The organism is Hyunsoonleella aestuarii, from assembly GCF_006148925.1.
GTDB classification, from domain to species: Bacteria; Bacteroidota; Bacteroidia; order Flavobacteriales; family Flavobacteriaceae; genus Algibacter_D; species Algibacter_D aestuarii.
The window spans coordinates 1,279,089-1,296,275 of sequence record NZ_VAWB01000001.1 but is presented as its reverse complement, the minus strand read 5'-3'; the positions used below and the strand labels follow the sequence as shown (position 1 = coordinate 1,296,275).

17 protein-coding genes are annotated in these 17,187 nt (G+C 32.8%); 6 read left to right on the top strand and 11 right to left on the bottom strand.

Annotated elements, in window-relative coordinates; translation table 11 throughout:
• Positions 1 to 18: 18 nt before the first annotated feature.
• Positions 19 to 3,390 (bottom strand): transcription-repair coupling factor, encoded by a 3,372-nt coding sequence (mfd, locus tag FEF17_RS05835; RefSeq protein ID WP_139001408.1) that lies wholly within the window; start codon positions 3,388 to 3,390, stop codon positions 19 to 21.
• Between the two features lie 245 nt (positions 3,391 to 3,635).
• Between mfd and FEF17_RS05830 the strand changes: the two genes are divergently transcribed.
• Complete coding sequence (locus tag FEF17_RS05830) at positions 3,636 to 4,067, top strand: tellurite resistance TerB family protein (protein WP_139001407.1); 432 nt, start codon at positions 3,636 to 3,638, stop codon at positions 4,065 to 4,067.
• A gap of 81 nt (positions 4,068 to 4,148) precedes the next feature.
• Here FEF17_RS05830 and FEF17_RS05825 read toward each other — a convergent pair whose 3' ends face one another.
• Entirely contained in the window at positions 4,149 to 6,401 is a 2,253-nt protein-coding gene (locus FEF17_RS05825; RefSeq protein WP_139001406.1) for an efflux RND transporter permease subunit, read from the bottom strand.
• 176 nt (positions 6,402 to 6,577) lie between these two features.
• Here FEF17_RS05825 and FEF17_RS05820 point away from each other — a divergent pair, with 176 nt between their 5' ends.
• The gene (locus FEF17_RS05820; protein ID WP_139001405.1) at positions 6,578 to 7,045 is read left to right on the top strand and encodes a nuclear transport factor 2 family protein; all 468 of its coding nucleotides are present in this window, start codon (positions 6,578 to 6,580) and stop codon (positions 7,043 to 7,045) included.
• Positions 7,046 to 7,323: 278 nt separating this feature from the next.
• On the opposite strand, the gene FEF17_RS05815 is transcribed toward FEF17_RS05820, so the two are convergent.
• The 6 genes from FEF17_RS05815 to metG form a co-directional block, all read right to left on the bottom strand.
• Positions 7,324 to 7,842, bottom strand: a complete 519-nt coding sequence (locus FEF17_RS05815; protein ID WP_139001404.1) for a ferritin — start codon at positions 7,840 to 7,842, stop codon at positions 7,324 to 7,326.
• A 120-nt stretch (positions 7,843 to 7,962) separates the two neighbouring features.
• Entirely contained in the window at positions 7,963 to 8,352 is a 390-nt protein-coding gene (locus FEF17_RS05810; protein ID WP_139001403.1) for a cupredoxin domain-containing protein, read from the bottom strand.
• Positions 8,353 to 8,414: 62 nt separating this feature from the next.
• Entirely contained in the window at positions 8,415 to 8,963 is a 549-nt protein-coding gene (locus FEF17_RS05805) for a carboxymuconolactone decarboxylase family protein (RefSeq protein ID WP_139001402.1), read from the bottom strand.
• 145 nt (positions 8,964 to 9,108) lie between these two features.
• On the bottom strand, positions 9,109 to 9,282 hold the full coding sequence (locus FEF17_RS14285) for a hypothetical protein (RefSeq protein ID WP_170180973.1): 174 nt from the start codon (positions 9,280 to 9,282) through the stop codon (positions 9,109 to 9,111).
• Between the two features lie 91 nt (positions 9,283 to 9,373).
• Complete coding sequence (locus FEF17_RS05800) at positions 9,374 to 10,216, bottom strand: helix-turn-helix domain-containing protein (protein WP_139001401.1); 843 nt, start codon at positions 10,214 to 10,216, stop codon at positions 9,374 to 9,376.
• Between the two features lie 44 nt (positions 10,217 to 10,260).
• Complete coding sequence (gene metG / locus FEF17_RS05795; protein ID WP_139001400.1) at positions 10,261 to 12,321, bottom strand: methionine--tRNA ligase; 2,061 nt, start codon at positions 12,319 to 12,321, stop codon at positions 10,261 to 10,263.
• Between the two features lie 73 nt (positions 12,322 to 12,394).
• Here metG and FEF17_RS05790 point away from each other — a divergent pair, with 73 nt between their 5' ends.
• On the top strand, positions 12,395 to 13,411 hold the full coding sequence (locus FEF17_RS05790) for a S66 peptidase family protein (RefSeq protein ID WP_139002146.1): 1,017 nt from the start codon (positions 12,395 to 12,397) through the stop codon (positions 13,409 to 13,411).
• Here the strand turns inward: FEF17_RS05790 and FEF17_RS05785 are convergent.
• Positions 13,408 to 14,046: a YceI family protein gene (locus FEF17_RS05785; protein ID WP_170180972.1), complete on the bottom strand. Its 639-nt coding sequence runs from the start codon at positions 14,044 to 14,046 to the stop codon at positions 13,408 to 13,410. The genes FEF17_RS05790 and FEF17_RS05785 overlap by 4 nt on opposite strands.
• A 129-nt stretch (positions 14,047 to 14,175) precedes the next feature.
• Between FEF17_RS05785 and FEF17_RS05780 the strand changes: the two genes are divergently transcribed.
• Both FEF17_RS05780 and FEF17_RS05775 read left to right on the top strand, forming a co-directional pair.
• Positions 14,176 to 15,045: a helix-turn-helix domain-containing protein gene (locus FEF17_RS05780; RefSeq protein WP_139001398.1), complete on the top strand. Its 870-nt coding sequence runs from the start codon at positions 14,176 to 14,178 to the stop codon at positions 15,043 to 15,045.
• Between the two features lie 159 nt (positions 15,046 to 15,204).
• Positions 15,205 to 15,444 carry a hypothetical protein gene (locus tag FEF17_RS05775; RefSeq protein WP_139001397.1) on the top strand — a complete coding sequence of 80 codons (240 nt, stop codon included), beginning with the start codon at positions 15,205 to 15,207 and terminating at the stop codon, positions 15,442 to 15,444.
• An 89-nt stretch (positions 15,445 to 15,533) separates the two neighbouring features.
• Here the strand turns inward: FEF17_RS05775 and FEF17_RS05770 are convergent, their stop codons facing one another.
• Positions 15,534 to 15,857, bottom strand: a complete 324-nt coding sequence (locus FEF17_RS05770; RefSeq protein ID WP_139001396.1) for a TraR/DksA family transcriptional regulator — start codon at positions 15,855 to 15,857, stop codon at positions 15,534 to 15,536.
• A 9-nt stretch (positions 15,858 to 15,866) separates the two neighbouring features.
• Positions 15,867 to 16,640: a TerB family tellurite resistance protein gene (locus FEF17_RS05765; protein ID WP_139001395.1), complete on the bottom strand. Its 774-nt coding sequence runs from the start codon at positions 16,638 to 16,640 to the stop codon at positions 15,867 to 15,869.
• Between the two features lie 118 nt (positions 16,641 to 16,758).
• Between FEF17_RS05765 and FEF17_RS05760 the strand changes: the two genes are divergently transcribed.
• Positions 16,759 to 17,169 (top strand): BrxA/BrxB family bacilliredoxin, encoded by a 411-nt coding sequence (locus FEF17_RS05760; protein ID WP_139001394.1) that lies wholly within the window; start codon positions 16,759 to 16,761, stop codon positions 17,167 to 17,169.
• Positions 17,170 to 17,187: the final 18 nt, after the last annotated feature.

Genomic DNA, 17,187 nt, shown 5'->3' with positions numbered 1-17,187 from the left:
TAGTTAATAAAACAATTATTACGCCACAATTGGTTGTAGGGCTTTTAATGCTTGTTCTACTGTTTTTATATTTTCAAATGTTAACATTAAACGAAGTCCATTTCGGGTTTGCTTTTCTTTCATCTTAGCTGCCTTAGGATGCGATTGAACAAACTGCAATACTTTGGTGAAATTAGCACTTTGATAAAATTTACTTTGTTGGTCGTTAATAAAATATCCTATTAGGTTCCCTTGCTTCATAATCACCTTCTCAAACCCAACTTTAGAAGCTATCCACTTTATTTGGACACTATTTAATAAATCGGTCACTTGTATTGGTAATTCTCCAAAACGATCTATTAATTCGGACTCAAAAGTATGTAATTCTTCCTCTGTTTTTATATTATTAAGTTGCGTGTATAGATTTAATCGTTCAGTTATATTATTAATGTAATGATCTGGAAAAAGTAGTTCGAAATCACTATCGATGGTGACATCCTTTACATAAACTTTTTTCGTTTCGTCAACATTATATAAATATTTAAACTCATTTTCCTTGAGTTCCTCGATCGCTTCATTTAATATTTTTTGATAGGTATCAAAGCCAATTTCATTAATAAATCCGCTTTGCTCACCACCTAACAGATCACCTGCACCACGAATTTCTAAATCTTTCATGGCGATGTTAAAACCACTTCCCAATTCGGTAAATTGCTCCAGGGCAGTAATTCGTTTTCTAGCATCATCTGTCATTGCAGAGTATTCTGGTGTGATAAAATAACAGAACGCTTTTTTATTGCTTCGTCCTACTCTGCCGCGCATTTGATGTAAATCGCTTAAGCCAAAATTATTAGCGTTATTTATAAAAATGGTATTTGCGTTTGGCACATCCAAGCCACTTTCAACAATAGTTGTACTCACTAAAACATCGAAACCGCCATTCATAAATTGAAGCATTAGGCTTTCTAACTTCTTTCCTTCCATCTGCCCATGACCGATTCCTATTTTAGCATCTGGCACCAAACGCTGAATCATTCCTGCAACTTCCTTTATATTTTCAATACGATTATGAATGAAGAAAATTTGCCCTCCTCTTTGTATTTCATAACTAATCGCATCGCGAATGGTTTCCTCATTAATACGTATCACATGACTCTCAATTGGATAACGGTTTGGTGGAGGCGTTGTAATAACCGATAAATCTCGAGCCGCCATCAAACTGAACTGAAGTGTTCTCGGTATTGGTGTAGCCGTTAAAGTTAATACATCTACATTGTCCTTAAGGGTCTTTAGTTTCTCTTTTACCGTAACTCCAAACTTTTGTTCTTCGTCAACTATTAAAAGACCTAAATCTTTAAACTTTACATTTTTATTAACCAATTGATGCGTCCCAATAATAATATCTACTACTCCCTTTTCAAGATTTTCTAGGGTCTCACGCTTTTCCTTGGCTGTTCTAAATCGATTTAAATAATCTACTGTTACAGGAAAGTCTTTTAGGCGTTGTTTAAATGTTCTTGAATGTTGATATGCCAGTATGGTTGTTGGTACTAAAACCGCGACCTGCTTACCGTTATCTACCGCTTTAAATGCAGCACGCATAGCCACTTCGGTTTTACCAAATCCTACATCGCCACAAATGAGTCTGTCCATTGGACGCTCACTTTCCATATCCGCTTTAATATCTGCTGTAGCAGTACTTTGGTCTGGAGTATCTTCATAAATAAAAGAGGCTTCCAATTCATGCTGCATATAACTATCAGGATTGTACTGATATCCTTTTTCTGTTTTACGTTTGGCGTAGAGCTTTATTAAATTAAAAGCAACATCTTTTACACGAGCCTTGGTTTTTTGCTTTAGAGTTTTCCAAGCTTTACTTCCAAGTTTATAAACTTTTGGCGGTTTGCCATCTTTACCATTAAATTTGGTGATTTTATGTAGCGAGTGAATACTTAAATACAGTACGTCGCGTTCGCCATATACCAATTTAATAGCTTCTTGTTTTTTACCTTCTACATCAATTTTTTGAAGTCCGCCAAAACGCCCTATGCCATGATCAATATGTGTAACATAATCGCCAATATCTAAGTTTGTAAGTTCTTTTAGTGTGATGGCTTGCTTTTTAGCATAACCATTTTTAAGATGAAATTTATTATAGCGCTCAAAAATTTGGTGATCGGTATAGCAAACTATTTTATTATCGTGGTCTATAAACCCTTGATGTAATGACAAGATAACTGTTTGATATTCTTTGACATCGAGATTAGAATCGTCAAATATATCGCGAAAACGTTTTGCTTGTTGCTCACTTACACAAGCAATACAATTGGTATATCCTTTTTCATGATTACCATTTAAATCTTCAATCAACAAATTAAATTGCTTGTTGAATGTAGGTTGTGGGGTGGTGTTAAATTGAACAACATGACATTCTCCAACTTCAATTAGCTCAGTTTTTGAATGACAAAAGACACTTTGTGTCCCAAATTCAATGATGGAAAAATCTAAAAGTTGCTTTTTAAGTAAATCTGAATTGCAAAATAACTCCTGTGGTTCAGCATGTTTTATATCCTCTGACAATCCTTTGAATGCTTCTTCTCCTTTTTCATAAAAATCGTCAATTCTTGAAAACAATAGATCGGCATTTTTTAAACAAACCACTGTTTTTTGGGCGATGTACTTTAGGAAGCTTTGTCGCTTTTCTTCAACCAATTTATTAGCAACATTCGGAATGATATTGATCTTCTTAATTTGTTCAACAGACAACTGCGTTTCAACATCGAAGGTTCTTATACTATCCACCTCATCACCAAAAAATTCAATACGATAAGGTTCATCATGCGAAAATGAGAATACATCAACTATTCCACCTCTTAGGGAAAATTCTCCCGGTTCTGTTACAAAATCAACACGCTTAAATTGATACTCAAATAAAACTTCATTAATAAAATCTATTGATAGCTTATCATTAATTCCAATCTTAAGGGTATGCCGCTCTAATTCTTTTCTTGTTACAACTTGCTCAAAAAGAGCATCTGGGTATGTAACGATAATTGCTGGTTTTTTTTGAGAATTAATACGATTTAAGACTTCGGCGCGTAAAAGCACATTCGCATTATTGGTTTCTTCAATATCATAAGGACGTCTATAACTTCCAGGGTAGAACAACACATCATTATCACTTAATAATTGTTCTAAATCGTTTAGGTAATGTGCAGCTTCTTCTTTGTCATTAAAAACCAAAAGAAAGGGCTTCTGCACTTCTTTGAAAATGCCAGAAATAACAAACGAAAATGAAGACCCTACTAGTCCTTTTAAATGAATTTTCGTTCCATTTTGGACAATAGTATTCCGCAGATTTTGCCCTTGCAAAGTCTGTAAATAAGTTTGCGAGAAGTTAGTCGAACTCACCTAATTTACAACATTTAAAGGGTGCAAATATAATACTTAGCGCGGTCTTAATACAATTAGATTTTACTATTCTTTTTACAAATTGAGCAATTAAATTCTAGTCTTATTTTTCATTTGTAGAAATGCGGAAATTAGTACATTTTATGATTAAAATAATTCATCAAATTTGTATTGCATTATGGTCTGCATTTATTTCAAAAAATGAAAAATAATATGTACGTTTGTAGCACTAAATATAAGTATATATGTCAATTTCAGATTTATTTGATAGTGGATTTAAAAAGCGAAATGAAAGTCATTTTGCATCGATTGTTAGAGTAGCTATGGCTGATGGAGTTATTACAGATGATGAAAAAGCATTTTTAATTAGATTAGCTAATAATTTAGCTATTTCTGAGATGGATTATAAGGCTATTTTAAAAGATTACTCATCTCACCCAATTAATCCACCAGTATCTTATGAAAGTCGCTTAGAGCGTTTATACGATTTGGTGCGTATGATTCATGTGGACACCATTACGGGCGAGCCTGAATTATTACTTTTAAAGAAAATTTCTGTTGGACTCGGATTTCACGCAGTAAATATAAAATACATCATTGACAAAGCGCTCACCCTTGTGCGTAATGGTGCAGACTTGGATGATTTTGTAGACCAAATAAAAAACATGAATAGATAATCTGTTCTAATTTTAACATACTAAAAGCGTTCTGGGAATAGAATGCTTTTTTTATTCAAGAGAAAATTGAGCAAACATAACTTATCTATCAAAAGTTTTCAGTAATGCGGGCAGGTAAAAAATGTCGGTTATTAATGCAATCAATACAGTAACAGCACAAAGTAAACCAAAGTGACTTACCGAAGGCACCGCGCTAGAACTAATAATTAGAAACCCACCAACTAATGCAATAGTAGTTGAAAACAAGGCTGTACCTGTGTACATCATGGCATTATTCATTCTTGCTTCTGGAGAACCCTTTACCTGTTTGGTACGTTTATATTTATAAACTAAATGGATGGTGTCGTCCATAGCAATCCCTAACATTATTGGCGTTATCATTGCCGTGGTAACATCCAATGTAATGTCTAATAAACTCATTAATATAGCGAGTACAAAAAGAGGTAATACATTAGGAATTAAAACTAAAAGCGTGGTTCTTATATTCCTGATAAAAATCCACAAACATAAAAACCCAATAACAAAAGCCACAAAAAATGATTTGAATTGTGTTTCAAGAATAAACCTATTCAATTGTGCAAAAACTACTGCAAACCCATTAATTTTTAACTTATAGAATTCTTTTGGAAATGTTTTAACAAAGTCACGCTCGATCTCATTCAACAACTGTTGGAGTTTAGATGTATTCATTTCCTTAAAGCTTACGGTAATACCAGCAGAAGTGAAATCATCTGAAAACAACTTGAAAAAACTATTCGCTTTTGCATCTGCCGAAGCTAAAGTGCTTTCAATTTTTTCTTTTGAAATAGCCGATTGAAACAAAATAGGGGTTCTTTTTTCTAAAAACGATTTAATATCTACAACAGAAACTGCTGATGCGATTAGAGGATTGGTTTCTAACTTTTGTTGAAATTTTTCCATATAGGACACGGCTTCCCTATTCAATATTTTCCCACCTTTAGTAGCCGAAATACTCAATTGAATTCTCGAGCTTCCATTGAGTTGACTTTCAACTATTCTTAAATCTTTTTTGGCGTGCCCTTCTGCTAAAAGATCGAGTGAATTAGTATCTATTTTCACTTGAAAAATGGAATAAACCCCATAAAGAAGCACGAGTGAAAAAACAACTATAATGCTTGTTTTATATCGTGTGGTAAAACTATTAAGCCATAGCACAAATTGTGTTTGACTGAAACTATTTAAATTCAAAATAGGTTTGGATTCTTGAAAATTAAGCTTCATAAAACTAAATCCTATTATGGCAATTACATAAACGAGCAAAAAACTTAATACTAACCCAATACATGTGAACACTCCCATGTTTTTGAAAGCTGGCAGCGGAGATAGATATAGTGCAAAGTAGCCGACAAACGTTGTTAGCGTTGTGTAAAAACAAGGGATAAAGCTTTTTCTAATTGACAAGGTGATAAGTTGCAATTTATGAAAATTCCTGTTTTTTAATCCTTCCTTATGATATATGTTGATGATATGTACGGCATCGCTAACACTATAAACCATCAATATCGTCGGTATGAGCATGGATATCATATTTAAAGCAAAACCTAGCGATGTAATTATTCCGAAAAGCAAGGCCAGTGGTATAGCAACCGATAACAATGATACCAACAAATACCGCTTGCTGGGTAATAAAAACAATAGCATGAGTGTAATGACTAAAACAGTAAGCAAACCAAATAACATACTTTCTTTATAAATCCCTAAGCTATATGCTTCATTAAGAACTGGAGGCCCCGTTAAATGATACTCTGAGTATTTTTTTGAAATAATTTGCCTTATCTCTCTAGGGATAGCTTCACGTTGTGCCTCAATTGCTGGGGTGGGGTTTAATTGAATATAAAAGAATTGATTTTTGTAATCTTTGGTAATAAGCTGAGATGAGATATTGGGCAATTTAGAAAGTAGATTTTTTATACCTTTTTCGCTACGCTTCGTGTTGTATAAGTCATCAAACTTTATTTTAGTATTGGTGTAAATTGGGTATTTAGCCTTAGCTAAACTAAATGATCTTTTTACATAAGGAAGCGCATCTATAACTTCATGCAATTCTAACAAGTTTTCCTTTTCTAAATCACCTATAGCATTTTCAACAGGAAACATGGCAACAAAAATTTCGTCGGAACCAATTTCTTCTTGAAAATCAATATAAGCTTTGTAACTGGGGTCATCCTCTAAAAACCATATCGATAATGAGTTATCGACAGATAGGTTTTTTATTGTTTGTTGAGCAGATAAAAACACTAAAACAACAAGTACTAAAATAATTGCTAGGCGATATTTTATAATACTATTTATGAGTTGCTGAAGTTTTTTCATTTTTATAAACCGCGATAATATTGGTTAAAGTATGTATTTTAGTTGGCAGATAGCAATTTTTCAATCTAATACACTAAAATAAAAATGTCATTTTAATCAATGAGTTTTATTAAATCGCATAATAGGAATTTAATAGATCATGTCAAAATCAACTTAGATTATTAAAATTTAAATAAATGAAAGCAAATTATATACTTATCGGGCTGCTTATAATTCTGAACAGTTGTAAACAGTCTACAGAAAAAAAACCTAACAGTCAACAAGATTTCAAAGCCGTAGAACAGGTTGTTCAAGGGGTTTTTGATGATGTCTGGAGCGACAAAAAAGCTCATCTACTCCCAAACTACCATACTGATGACTTTATTCTTTTGGAGCACGGTGAAGTTTGGAATAACGACACCATAGCTAACTGGTGCAAGCGCGCAAAACTTAGAGACAAAGGCGTTAAGCGTATTAATAATTTCGAATTTTTTAAGTCTAAAAAAGAAGGAAATCGTATTTGGATGGCCTATAATAATTATGCGACTATAAAATCGGATACTTTAGAAAATAATTTTCAATGGTTAGAAAGTATTGTTGCAATAAAAAAGGATAGTGTTTGGAAATTGGAGTTGATGCATTCCACTCGAGTCATTAAAAACTAAGCCACTTTCTTTATTAAGTCGAAGCAAGGACATTTTTTACAGCGCTTATTTTCGCCTTTTTTGAACTTTTTACAACAACTACTTTTTACTTTTTCAGGAAGTGGAACTCCTAATTTTCGTAATTTTTTAATTGTCTTTTTTTGTTTCTTTTTTTTGCCCACAGTTGAAAAAGATATTCAAATCTGCGGGCAAAAATAAGTTATTTTTATTAAATCTAAATAAGATTAACTGTTAAAATTGTGTTCACTAAAGCCATTATTCGCCAAATAATTTATTTTCTACTCTGGAGTATTAGTAGCCGCAGTTGTTACTGTTAAGTTTTCAATATCTCGATCAAATAAATACAATCCACCCTTGTCATCTCCAATCATATTGATTTTATCAAGGATAGTTCTAGCTACAGCTTCTTCTTCTATTTGCTCCGCAACATACCACTGCAAAAAGTTATGTGTTGCATAATCTTTTTCTTGAAGTGAAATATGCACTAATTCATTGATGCTTTGAGACACAAATACTTCATGTTCGAATAATTTTTCGAACATTTCTTTAAATGATTTAAAAGTTACATTGGGTGCTTTTAATTCTGAAATTTGAGCATGACCACCACGTTCATTGACAAACTTTACTAATTTCAACATGTGTTCGCGCTCTTCATCACTTTGGGCATACATAAAATTAGCAACTCCTTCCAAACCTTTAACCTCAGCCCAACATGCCATGGCTAAGTAAATTTGAGAAGATTCTGCTTCTATTTTTATTTGATTATTTAATGCGCCTTGTATTGATTTTGATAACATAATTCTTGGTTTTTTGTAAAGTTAAAAATTTCCATTGGGTCTATTAAGCTGATTTCATAAAAAAAGGTTATTCTTTTATTAGAATAACCTTTCAAACTATCAATCAAACTGACTATTCTCTTACTGAACTGTAAGCGTATATTGTGGTGTTGGATTAAGTGGACAAAAATACACATACTCTCCTTTTACCAATTTTGTTGCATTTGTTTTTTGAGTTTCTCCATCCTTAACCACTTGAGTAACATAAGCAGTCTTTATGTGGTTTTCTGGATTAGTAGCATCTTTTCCTTTTTCAACTAATACCAAACCTACTTCATCTGCTGCATGGTTATTGGATACTTCAAACACATAAGTGCCTTCATTTAAGGTTAAACCTTTTTGGGTAAACTCACCTTTTATTTGTTCTAAAGCAATAGTTTTAATTGCCTCTTTTTTCATCATTTTATCTTGAGCATTAGAATTTAATGTGAATGCCAATGCGATTACTAAAATTGAGATTACTTTTTTCATTGTTTCCTTTTTTAATGAGCTTTTAACTCTGGGTTATTTATTAAAATTATTTTACTTGTTAATTACACTGTTGCAGTTTCTAATGGTTGTGCTACTTGAAAATCTACAGGTACTTGGGTTGTACTGTGTATATAATTTGAAATGGTTTTATCGCCTACCAAAGAAATTACATCAATTAAATTCCCTTTGTTATATCCTGCATTGAAAAAGTTTTCTAATACATTAACATCAGTTCTTCCCCTATTTTCTGTAATGTTTTTAGCTAATCTTGCTAATGCACCCAATTTGTTATTGAAAGAAGCTTCTCCAGTTCTTAGTTCTAAAATTTGGTCATCTGTAAAACCATTCATTTTTCCAATAGCCGTATGGGCAGACAAACAGTAGATACAGTTATTCACTTGACTTACTGCAAGGTTTACTACCTCTTTTTCTTTAGCCGATAAAGATGTTTTAGCATTTGCAAAATTTAAATAGTTTTCTAAAGCCGTATCGCTATGTGCATAAGTTGCATATAGGTTTGGTACAAACCCTAAAGCTTTGTTTAAATTATCAAAAATGGCTTGATTATTTTCGCTTACTTCGTCTCTTGTTGGCACATTAAATATGTTCATTTTTTTAATTTTTTTATCCTAAACCTGTTTCAGGAACTCGTTATTAATAATTTTTTACTTTTTTATTTTGTTGGTACAAAGGTGCAACCGTTATAACCTTTACACCATGGTTGAATTTCCTTTAAGCTTGTCAATTTTTCCCCTATTAATTTGAGGTCATTATATTTGACTCAATATGAGGTCTTTCGGCATCACAATAGTAATCGTGAATATGTTTTTGCTCACAATGAGTTTTTGGTGAAATGGTATTGACAATACTTTTTCTTTTTCCTCTAAATATTTCAATCAAATTAAAAATTGTTATGTGTTTTAAATTCATGCCTTTGTTGTTTTAATTATACAATGCAAAGATGAATCAAAAGGAAAGGCTAAGAAATGGTAAAATTGCCCTAGGATTTGTCAATTTTTCCCTAAGCAGACTTTCTAAGCTGTTTTTTGAAGTCTGAGGGTGATAAAGTAGTGTGTTTTTTAAATAATCGACTTAAATGCGAAGCATCATCGAAGCCAACTTCATAAGCTATTTCTTTGGCAGTTTTATCGGTGTAGATTAGCATGCGTTTCGCTTCAAGAATAATGCGCTCATGGATAATGTACAAAGGACTTGTATTTAATTTTGCAAACGTATTTGACAAAGTTTTAGGCGATTTAAATAACTTATCGGCATAGAATGATACACTATGTTGTAATTTAAAATGTGATTCCACCAACATATTAAATTCCCGCAATAAATCTATCTTGGTGTTTTTAGCCGTTTCAACAAAACCTTCTTTTGCTTTAAGCAAACGCGTGCTAATAATAATAAAACGAGCCATAAGCATCCGCAGCATTTCAGCTTGAATAGTATCTTCAGTTTCAAATTCATCTAAAAACACTTCATGTAGAATATTGAGTTTTCTATGCTCTTTATTATCCAATTCAATAATGGGAATATGCACATTTCCGAAAAACAAAAGTCCCGCACAACTTACTTCTTGATCGTGGTCTTTAATACAATAAAACTCTCTATTGAATTGATATACGACTAAGTCTTCCCCCGTAATAAACTGAAAATATTGCACTGTAGTTAATGCCAAAATACTATTTGCTTCAATGGTATATGGAATACTATCTACTATAATCTCTGCTTTAGCATTGGTGGTTCTAATAAATGTATATAAATCGAGGCGCTTGGAGGTTGAATAAGGCTTTAAAAGAGATTCATTTCCTAGTTTTAAAACCGCATTTGTAGAAAACTCTGTGAATATTTTTTGCATGATGTGTTAGTCATGACTATTTTAAAAACATTACAAATAAATTCCTAACTAACCTGCAATCCATTACTAACTTTTGCATCATCAGGATTCACAAATACCAATTTCCCTTCAGGAGTTTCGGTCATTAAAATCATACCTTGGCTTTCAATACCTCGTAATTTTCTAGGTGCTAGATTTACTAAAACCGTTACGCGTTTGCCAATAACTTCTTCGGCAGAAAAACTTTCAGCAATACCAGACACAATAGTTCTTGTATCGATACCTGTATCAACTTTTAGCTTCAATAATTTTTTTGTTTTTGGCATTTTTTCGGCTTCTAAAATGGTGCCTACTCGAACATCTAATTTGGTAAAGTCTTCAAAAGTAATGGTGTCTTTTTGGGGCTCTACAGCTGCATTAGCTAACTCATTGGCTTTTTTACTTGCTTCTAATTTATCCAATTGTTTTTGGATGGTAGCATCTTCTATTTTGGAGAATAATAATTCTGCTTTTCTTATTTGGTGATAAGAAGGAAGCAGGACGTTGGTGGTCGAAACTTCATCCCAAGACGCATCGACTGCGCTCGACGTGATATTAAGAATCTTTTTCAACTTTTCAGAAGTAAACGGTAAAAAGGGCTCACTTAAGGTTGCTAAGGCAGATGCAATTTGAAGTGCTACATACATAATTGTTTTTGTACGGTCTTCATCTACTTTAATAACCTTCCATGGTTCGGCATCGGCTAAATATTTATTGCCAAGTCGTGCTAAATTCATAAGCTCTTGTCCTGCTTCTCTAAAACGATATCGCTCAATAGAACTTGCAATCGCATCTGGGAATGCTTTTACAGCAGCAAGTGTTTCTTTATCAACTTCATTAAACTCTGAAGGCGCAGGAACAATACCGTTATAATACTTGTTAGTTAACACCACAACTCTATTTATGAAATTTCCAAAAATAGCAACCAACTCGTTATTATTTCGTGCCTGAAAATCTTTCCAAGTAAAGTCGTTATCCTTGGTTTCTGGTGCATTCGCATTTAATGCATAGCGCAACACATCTTGTTGCCCAGGAAATTCTTCCAAATAGTCTGGCAACCAAACAGCCCAATTTTTTGAAGTTGACAACTTATTACCTTCTAAATTTAAAAACTCATTTGCTGGAACATTTTCGGGTAAAATATAACTGCCTTCAGCTTTCAACATTGCCGGAAAAATAATGCAATGAAATACAATATTGTCTTTCCCAATAAAATGTACCAATTTAGTTTCTTTATCTTTCCAATAAGGCTCCCAATCTTTTCCTTCACGTGCTGCCCATTCTTTGGTAGATGAAATATATCCGATAGGTGCATCAAACCAAACATATAATACTTTTCCCTCGCCTCCTTCTGCTGGTACTGGGATGCCCCAATCTAAATCTCTGGTTACCGCTCTTGGACGTAAACCATCATCAATCCAAGATTTTACTTGTCCGTAAACGTTAGGCTTCCAATCTTTTTTGTGGCCTTCTAAAATCCACTCTTTTAAAAATGCTTCGTGCTTATCTAAAGGTAAAAACCAATGCTTTGTTTGTTTTAAAGTAGGAACATTTCCTGTTATTGCTGATTTTGGATTAATCAAATCAGTTGCATTATGGCTAGTGCCACAGTTTTCACATTGATCGCCATAACTTTCTTCATTGCCACATTTAGGGCAAGTTCCAACAACAAACCGGTCTGCTAAAAATTGATTTGCTTCGGCGTCATATAATTGCTCTGATGTTTCTTCAATAAACTCCCCTTTTTCATTTAAAGTCTTAAAGAATTCTGAAGCCGTTTGATGATGTATGGGTGCCGATGTTCTTGAATAGTTATCATAAGTAATCCCAAAATCTTCAAACGATTTTTTAATAATCGTATGGTATTTATCAACAATATCTTGAGGAGAAACACCTTCGTTCTTCGCTTTTATAGTAATAGGCACACCATGCTCATCACTGCCGCCAATAAACGCTACATCGTTTCCCGTTAAACGCAAATAACGTGCATATATATCCGCAGGAACATAAACCCCAGCTAAATGCCCAATATGAATTGGTCCGTTTGTATAAGGAAGTGCTGTGGTAATGGTATATCTTTTCGGCATTATGAAATCTTTTTTAAAGCCGTAAAAGTACACATTTTGAAAGCTATTTAGAAAAAAAATGTACATTTACATTATGTCTAAAAACCTACTAACAATAAGCTTGATTTGTTCTTTTTTTTTCTCAGGAAAGAATACACTATTGGCTCAAAATGATGCTTTGCAAAAACAAGATATAACTTTGAAACAACCACCATATTTAAAAGCAGGCGATACAGTTGCTATAGTTGCCCCTTCAGGAATTTTAAAAAATAGAACTGACGAAGTACAGCAAGCTCAAAAATTATTAAAAAGCTGGGGGCTACATTCGATAATTGGAGACCACGTATTTAACAAAGCAAACCATTTTGCTGGTACCGATGATGAACGTTGCGAAGATTTACAGAAAGTATTAGACGACCCAAAAATAAGAGCTATTTGGTGTGCACGTGGTGGTTACGGTATGGTTCGAATTTTAGATAAATTGGATTGGTCTAGCTTTAAAGAAAAACCCAAATGGATTATTGGCTACTCAGATATTACAGCGCTTCATAACGACATACACAATTTGGGATTCGAAAGCATTCATGCAATGATGTGCACCAGTTTACAAGATGATTTGAATTCAATTGAAGTAACCGTATCAACATTCAAAGATGCTGTTTTTGGGAACTCCTTAAGTTATATTTTAGAAGGATCTGAATATAACAAAACTGGAAATTCCTCTGGCCAATTAGTTGGTGGCAATCTTACTATACTGCACACGATGCTTGGTTCTAAAAGTAGTATTGACGTGGCTGGAAAAATACTGTTCATTGAAGAAATTGGCGAGTACAAATACCACATAGATCGTATTCTACAAAGTCTAAAAAGAGCAGGTTATTTCAATGATTGCAAAGGTGTTGTGGTTGGGCAAATGACTAAACTAAGAAAAAACACAACACTTTGGGGCACATCTATTGAACAACTAATTTTAGATGCTCTCTCTGATTACGATTTCCCGATTGCGTTTAATATGCCAGCAGGTCATGAAAAAGAAAATCGTGCCCTAATTTTGGGAAGAAACATTGAATTAATTGTAACTAAAGACCAGTCAAAGCTTATTTTTGATTAGCATTTATCTCTAAATGGCCATTGAGCTGTGACTTCAAACTTAATAGTATTAGAAATAATATTATCTTTTAAAGTACCTAGAGTTTCTTGCGATTCGTGATTAATACCCCAATTGGTGCGATCTATTTCGAATTTAGTTGACATAACTTCATTGCCATCTATCACATTAAAACTTGCATCAAATTGAATTTCTTTAGTAACACCTTTAATAGTTAAATCTCCTATAAATTTTAGAGTTTCGTCCATATTGAATTCAACTATATTAATTTTTAATTTGGCTAGCGGGTATTTTTTAACATCAAAAAAGTCTTCATTTTTTAGATGACTAACTAGTATTTCATTAAATTTCCCATCTGTATTTGTAATGGTATTCATTTCAATTACAAACTCTCCTCCCATAATATTTCCATTCTTTTTTATAACATAACCGCTTTTAAAATTTACAGTACCATAATGCTTTTTCAATTTAAATAAGTTCGATCCTTTCCAATTTATTAAGCTATTTTCAATTTCTATTTCTACCAGATTAACATCTGGGGTAACTTTATTAGTATTTAAAACTGAAATTAAACTTTGACTGCTAAGGTCAAATGATAAACAAATAAATAATGATAATAGTAGAATAAATTTTTGCATGACTTTTAATTTTTCAATAAAACTAATAAGTATCTCCATTTCTATTTGTGAAAAAACTGTAAAAGAAGTGTAAAAGGGATGTAAAAGTTGTAGATTTTAGGTTAATTCACTAATTTTTAAATTCATTTTATGAGAATAAAAACAATATACGCTTCTTTCATAACCTTAACAGCTACATGCATTACATTTATTGCGTTTCAAAACCCCAATAATAATAATGCGAATTTCTCTGAAAAAGTTAAAGTATCGCTTAGAGATGCTGGTAATAAACTTTTATTGACCAACAAAGATACTTCATCCTTAATATTGCCGATTAGAAAAGTAAAAGAGAATAGATACGAAATCGCTTTTGAAGGGAGCTTATCTATAACTCCTGATAGCTTAGTTGGAATAGTTAATTCTAGTCTCAAAAACGCTAAATTATCCAAACAATTTATAGTAGAAGTTATTAATTGCAGCACACAAGAGGTTTCATATAGTTTTCAAATTACTGGAAATAAAGAAGAAAACATTGTTCCATGCCAAGGACGTGTTTTACCATTTGATTGTTACACCGTTCAAGTTTTGTTTATTGAAAATAATTCTTTCTTTCGTTCTAACAAGAATCTCATATTAATTAGCCTCCTTCTTCTTGTTTTAACATTTTTTGCAATAACCTATTTTAAACAAAAATCAAAAAATAAACCATTTAATAAACTTGATGACCATATTAAAATTGGAAATTATAAATTTTATGAAACCCAAAACAAACTGGTTAAAGACACTTTTGAAATTAAATTATCTACCAAAGAATGTGAATTAATTAACATGTTCAGCTCTAAGCAAAATCAAGTAATAAAACGCGATGTTATAATCAAAAAAATATGGGAAGACAATGGAGTATTTGTTGGAAGAAGCCTCGACACATTTATTTCGAAACTTCGAAAAAAGTTTAAAGATGATGAATCTATAAACATAATAAACGTTCATGGTGTTGGCTACAAATTAGAAGTTAGTTAAACCCACATTTCTTAATTTATATTCCTCAAATCCAACTACTTCTGCTAAAAGTGTTCGTTTAACGAGAAAAAACATACTATCGGCTAAAAATTTCACTAGATTTTATAAAATGATATACTCTTGCAGGCTTATTTAATAATCTAAAAAAATAACCTACAGATGAGAAAATTACAATTACTTTTAATCGCCATAGTACTTATGGTTTCTATGCAAGTTAATGCTAATGAAAAACCCATAAACAGGGAATTTAATTTAAACAATCCAGACGTTCGTAAATGCTTAATCGAAGCATCGAAAAGTGAGGGATGGAAATTAGAAGCATATTATATTGATGCTAATAACAAATTAGTAATGGTATTTGGAAAAGATGGGGAAACTAAGGTTTACGCCACTAGATAAAAACTACTACTCAATTAACTATTATTAAGCCAACAAAACCTTATGTTTTGTTGGCTTTTATATTTGTACTTTACAACTTAACAAAATTATTAATCCGCGCAATTAACACACAATAAACTTTGTGGGCGAATTAAAATTCTACCAACTGGAATAGGTTGCTTGCATTTTAAGCAAATACCAAAATCTTCTGTACCAAATCTTTCCAGCACACGTTTTAGATTTCCTAATTTTATTTCAGCTTGACGCAAAGAAGCTTCGTTAACACTTTTATTATTAATGGCATCCATTCGACTAACACGTCCAATAGAAACATCTGGAGCTATGGGCTTTGTTATTTCCTTGTATTCCAGAATCGCCTTTTCAGTTTTATCAATCTCTTCTAAAATCTTTATTTTAACGTTTTCCTGATTCATCAATAAAAACTAAAATCTATGCTCTTTTTGTAAATGTTCGTAAGCGGCTTGTACTTGTCTAAACTTTTCCTTTGCTCCTTCTCGGTGCTCTTTCCCTAGATGAATGACCTTATCTGGATGGTATTTTTTTGCCATTCTTCTGTAGGCCTTTTTAATTTCATCTACTGTAGCATTTTTATCTATTTCTAATACTTTATACGCATTATCGCTGCTGTCATAAAACATAGCTTTTATGCTTTCGTAATCCTTAGAGCTTATCCCTAAATACCCTGCTATAGTATATATTTGTTTAACCTCATCCTCGGTTACCACACCATCTGATTTTGCAATTCCAAATAAAAAATGCAACAATTGTAAACGCGATGGATGATCCATCATATGACGAATTTGTAAACACACTGGTCTCACCGAAATATTTTGCTTACTAATATTTTTAAAAAGTTTAAAGGCGTGATTCGCACGCTCTTTGCCATACATATTTACAAATTGCCGTCTCACATAATCGAGTTCGCTTTGGTTTTGCTTACCATCGGCTTTAATAATAACCGAGGCCAGAATTAACAAACTAACTTCAAAATCTCCAGATTGTGTTTGAGGTCGTTGTCTCGGTTGTGCTCTATAAGTTCCTCTTCTTCTCGTCGAATTACCTTCACCTAAAAACGGACTATTTTTACCATCTGCCATAGCATCAACAACACTTCCCAAGGCTAACCCTATAATTGCACCAATTGGACCGCCAAACGACCAACCAATTGAGGCTCCTATCCATTTAGAAAAACTCATGTAAATAATAGATTTTAATTATGCTCAAATATAATATTAGTTAGTTGATAATTACGCCATATTGTTACACAATTGGTATCTTTGCAATCTAAAATTGTTAATCGTAAAATTAAAAAATATGTATCCAGCAGAATTAGTAAAACCAATGCGAGAGGATTTAACAAATGTTGGTTTTGAAGAGCTACAAACAGCGGAAGCTGTTGATGCTGCCTTAGCTAAAAAAGGAACCACACTTGTTGTTGTTAATTCCGTTTGCGGTTGTGCAGCGGCTAATGCACGTCCAGGTGCTAGAATGAGTTTACAGAATGTTAAAAAACCAGATCATATAGTTACTGTTTTTGCAGGTGTTGACAGAGAAGCTGTTGATGCGGCGCGTGGTTATATGATACCATTCCCTCCAAGCTCACCAAGTATGGCTTTATTTAAAGATGGAGAATTAGTGCACATGCTTGAGCGTCATCATATAGAAGGAAGACCTGCAGAATTAATCGCAGAAAATCTTGTAGATGCTTATAACGAGCATTGCTAATGTTATAACAATTCAAAT

Bases quoted from the DNA above. Each gene is read 5' to 3' on its own strand.
- FEF17_RS05830 (WP_139001407.1), top strand. From the start codon at position 3,636: ATGTCAATTTCAGATTTATTTGATAGTGGATTTAAAAAGCGAAATGAA.
- FEF17_RS05825 (WP_139001406.1), bottom strand. From the start codon at position 6,401: ATGAAAAAACTTCAGCAACTCATAAATAGTATTATAAAATATCGCCTA.
- FEF17_RS05820 (WP_139001405.1), top strand. From the start codon at position 6,578: ATGAAAGCAAATTATATACTTATCGGGCTGCTTATAATTCTGAACAGT.
- FEF17_RS05815 (WP_139001404.1), bottom strand. From the start codon at position 7,842: ATGTTATCAAAATCAATACAAGGCGCATTAAATAATCAAATAAAAATA.
- FEF17_RS05810 (WP_139001403.1), bottom strand. From the start codon at position 8,352: ATGAAAAAAGTAATCTCAATTTTAGTAATCGCATTGGCATTCACATTA.
- FEF17_RS05805 (WP_139001402.1), bottom strand. From the start codon at position 8,963: ATGAACATATTTAATGTGCCAACAAGAGACGAAGTAAGCGAAAATAAT.
- FEF17_RS14285 (WP_170180973.1), bottom strand. From the start codon at position 9,282: ATGAATTTAAAACACATAACAATTTTTAATTTGATTGAAATATTTAGA.
- FEF17_RS05800 (WP_139001401.1), bottom strand. From the start codon at position 10,216: ATGCAAAAAATATTCACAGAGTTTTCTACAAATGCGGTTTTAAAACTA.
- metG (WP_139001400.1), bottom strand. From the start codon at position 12,321: ATGCCGAAAAGATATACCATTACCACAGCACTTCCTTATACAAACGGA.
- FEF17_RS05790 (WP_139002146.1), top strand. From the start codon at position 12,395: ATGTCTAAAAACCTACTAACAATAAGCTTGATTTGTTCTTTTTTTTTC.
- FEF17_RS05785 (WP_170180972.1), bottom strand. From the start codon at position 14,046: ATGCAAAAATTTATTCTACTATTATCATTATTTATTTGTTTATCATTT.
- FEF17_RS05780 (WP_139001398.1), top strand. From the start codon at position 14,176: ATGAGAATAAAAACAATATACGCTTCTTTCATAACCTTAACAGCTACA.
- FEF17_RS05775 (WP_139001397.1), top strand. From the start codon at position 15,205: ATGAGAAAATTACAATTACTTTTAATCGCCATAGTACTTATGGTTTCT.
- FEF17_RS05770 (WP_139001396.1), bottom strand. From the start codon at position 15,857: ATGAATCAGGAAAACGTTAAAATAAAGATTTTAGAAGAGATTGATAAA.
- FEF17_RS05765 (WP_139001395.1), bottom strand. From the start codon at position 16,640: ATGAGTTTTTCTAAATGGATAGGAGCCTCAATTGGTTGGTCGTTTGGC.
- FEF17_RS05760 (WP_139001394.1), top strand. From the start codon at position 16,759: ATGTATCCAGCAGAATTAGTAAAACCAATGCGAGAGGATTTAACAAAT.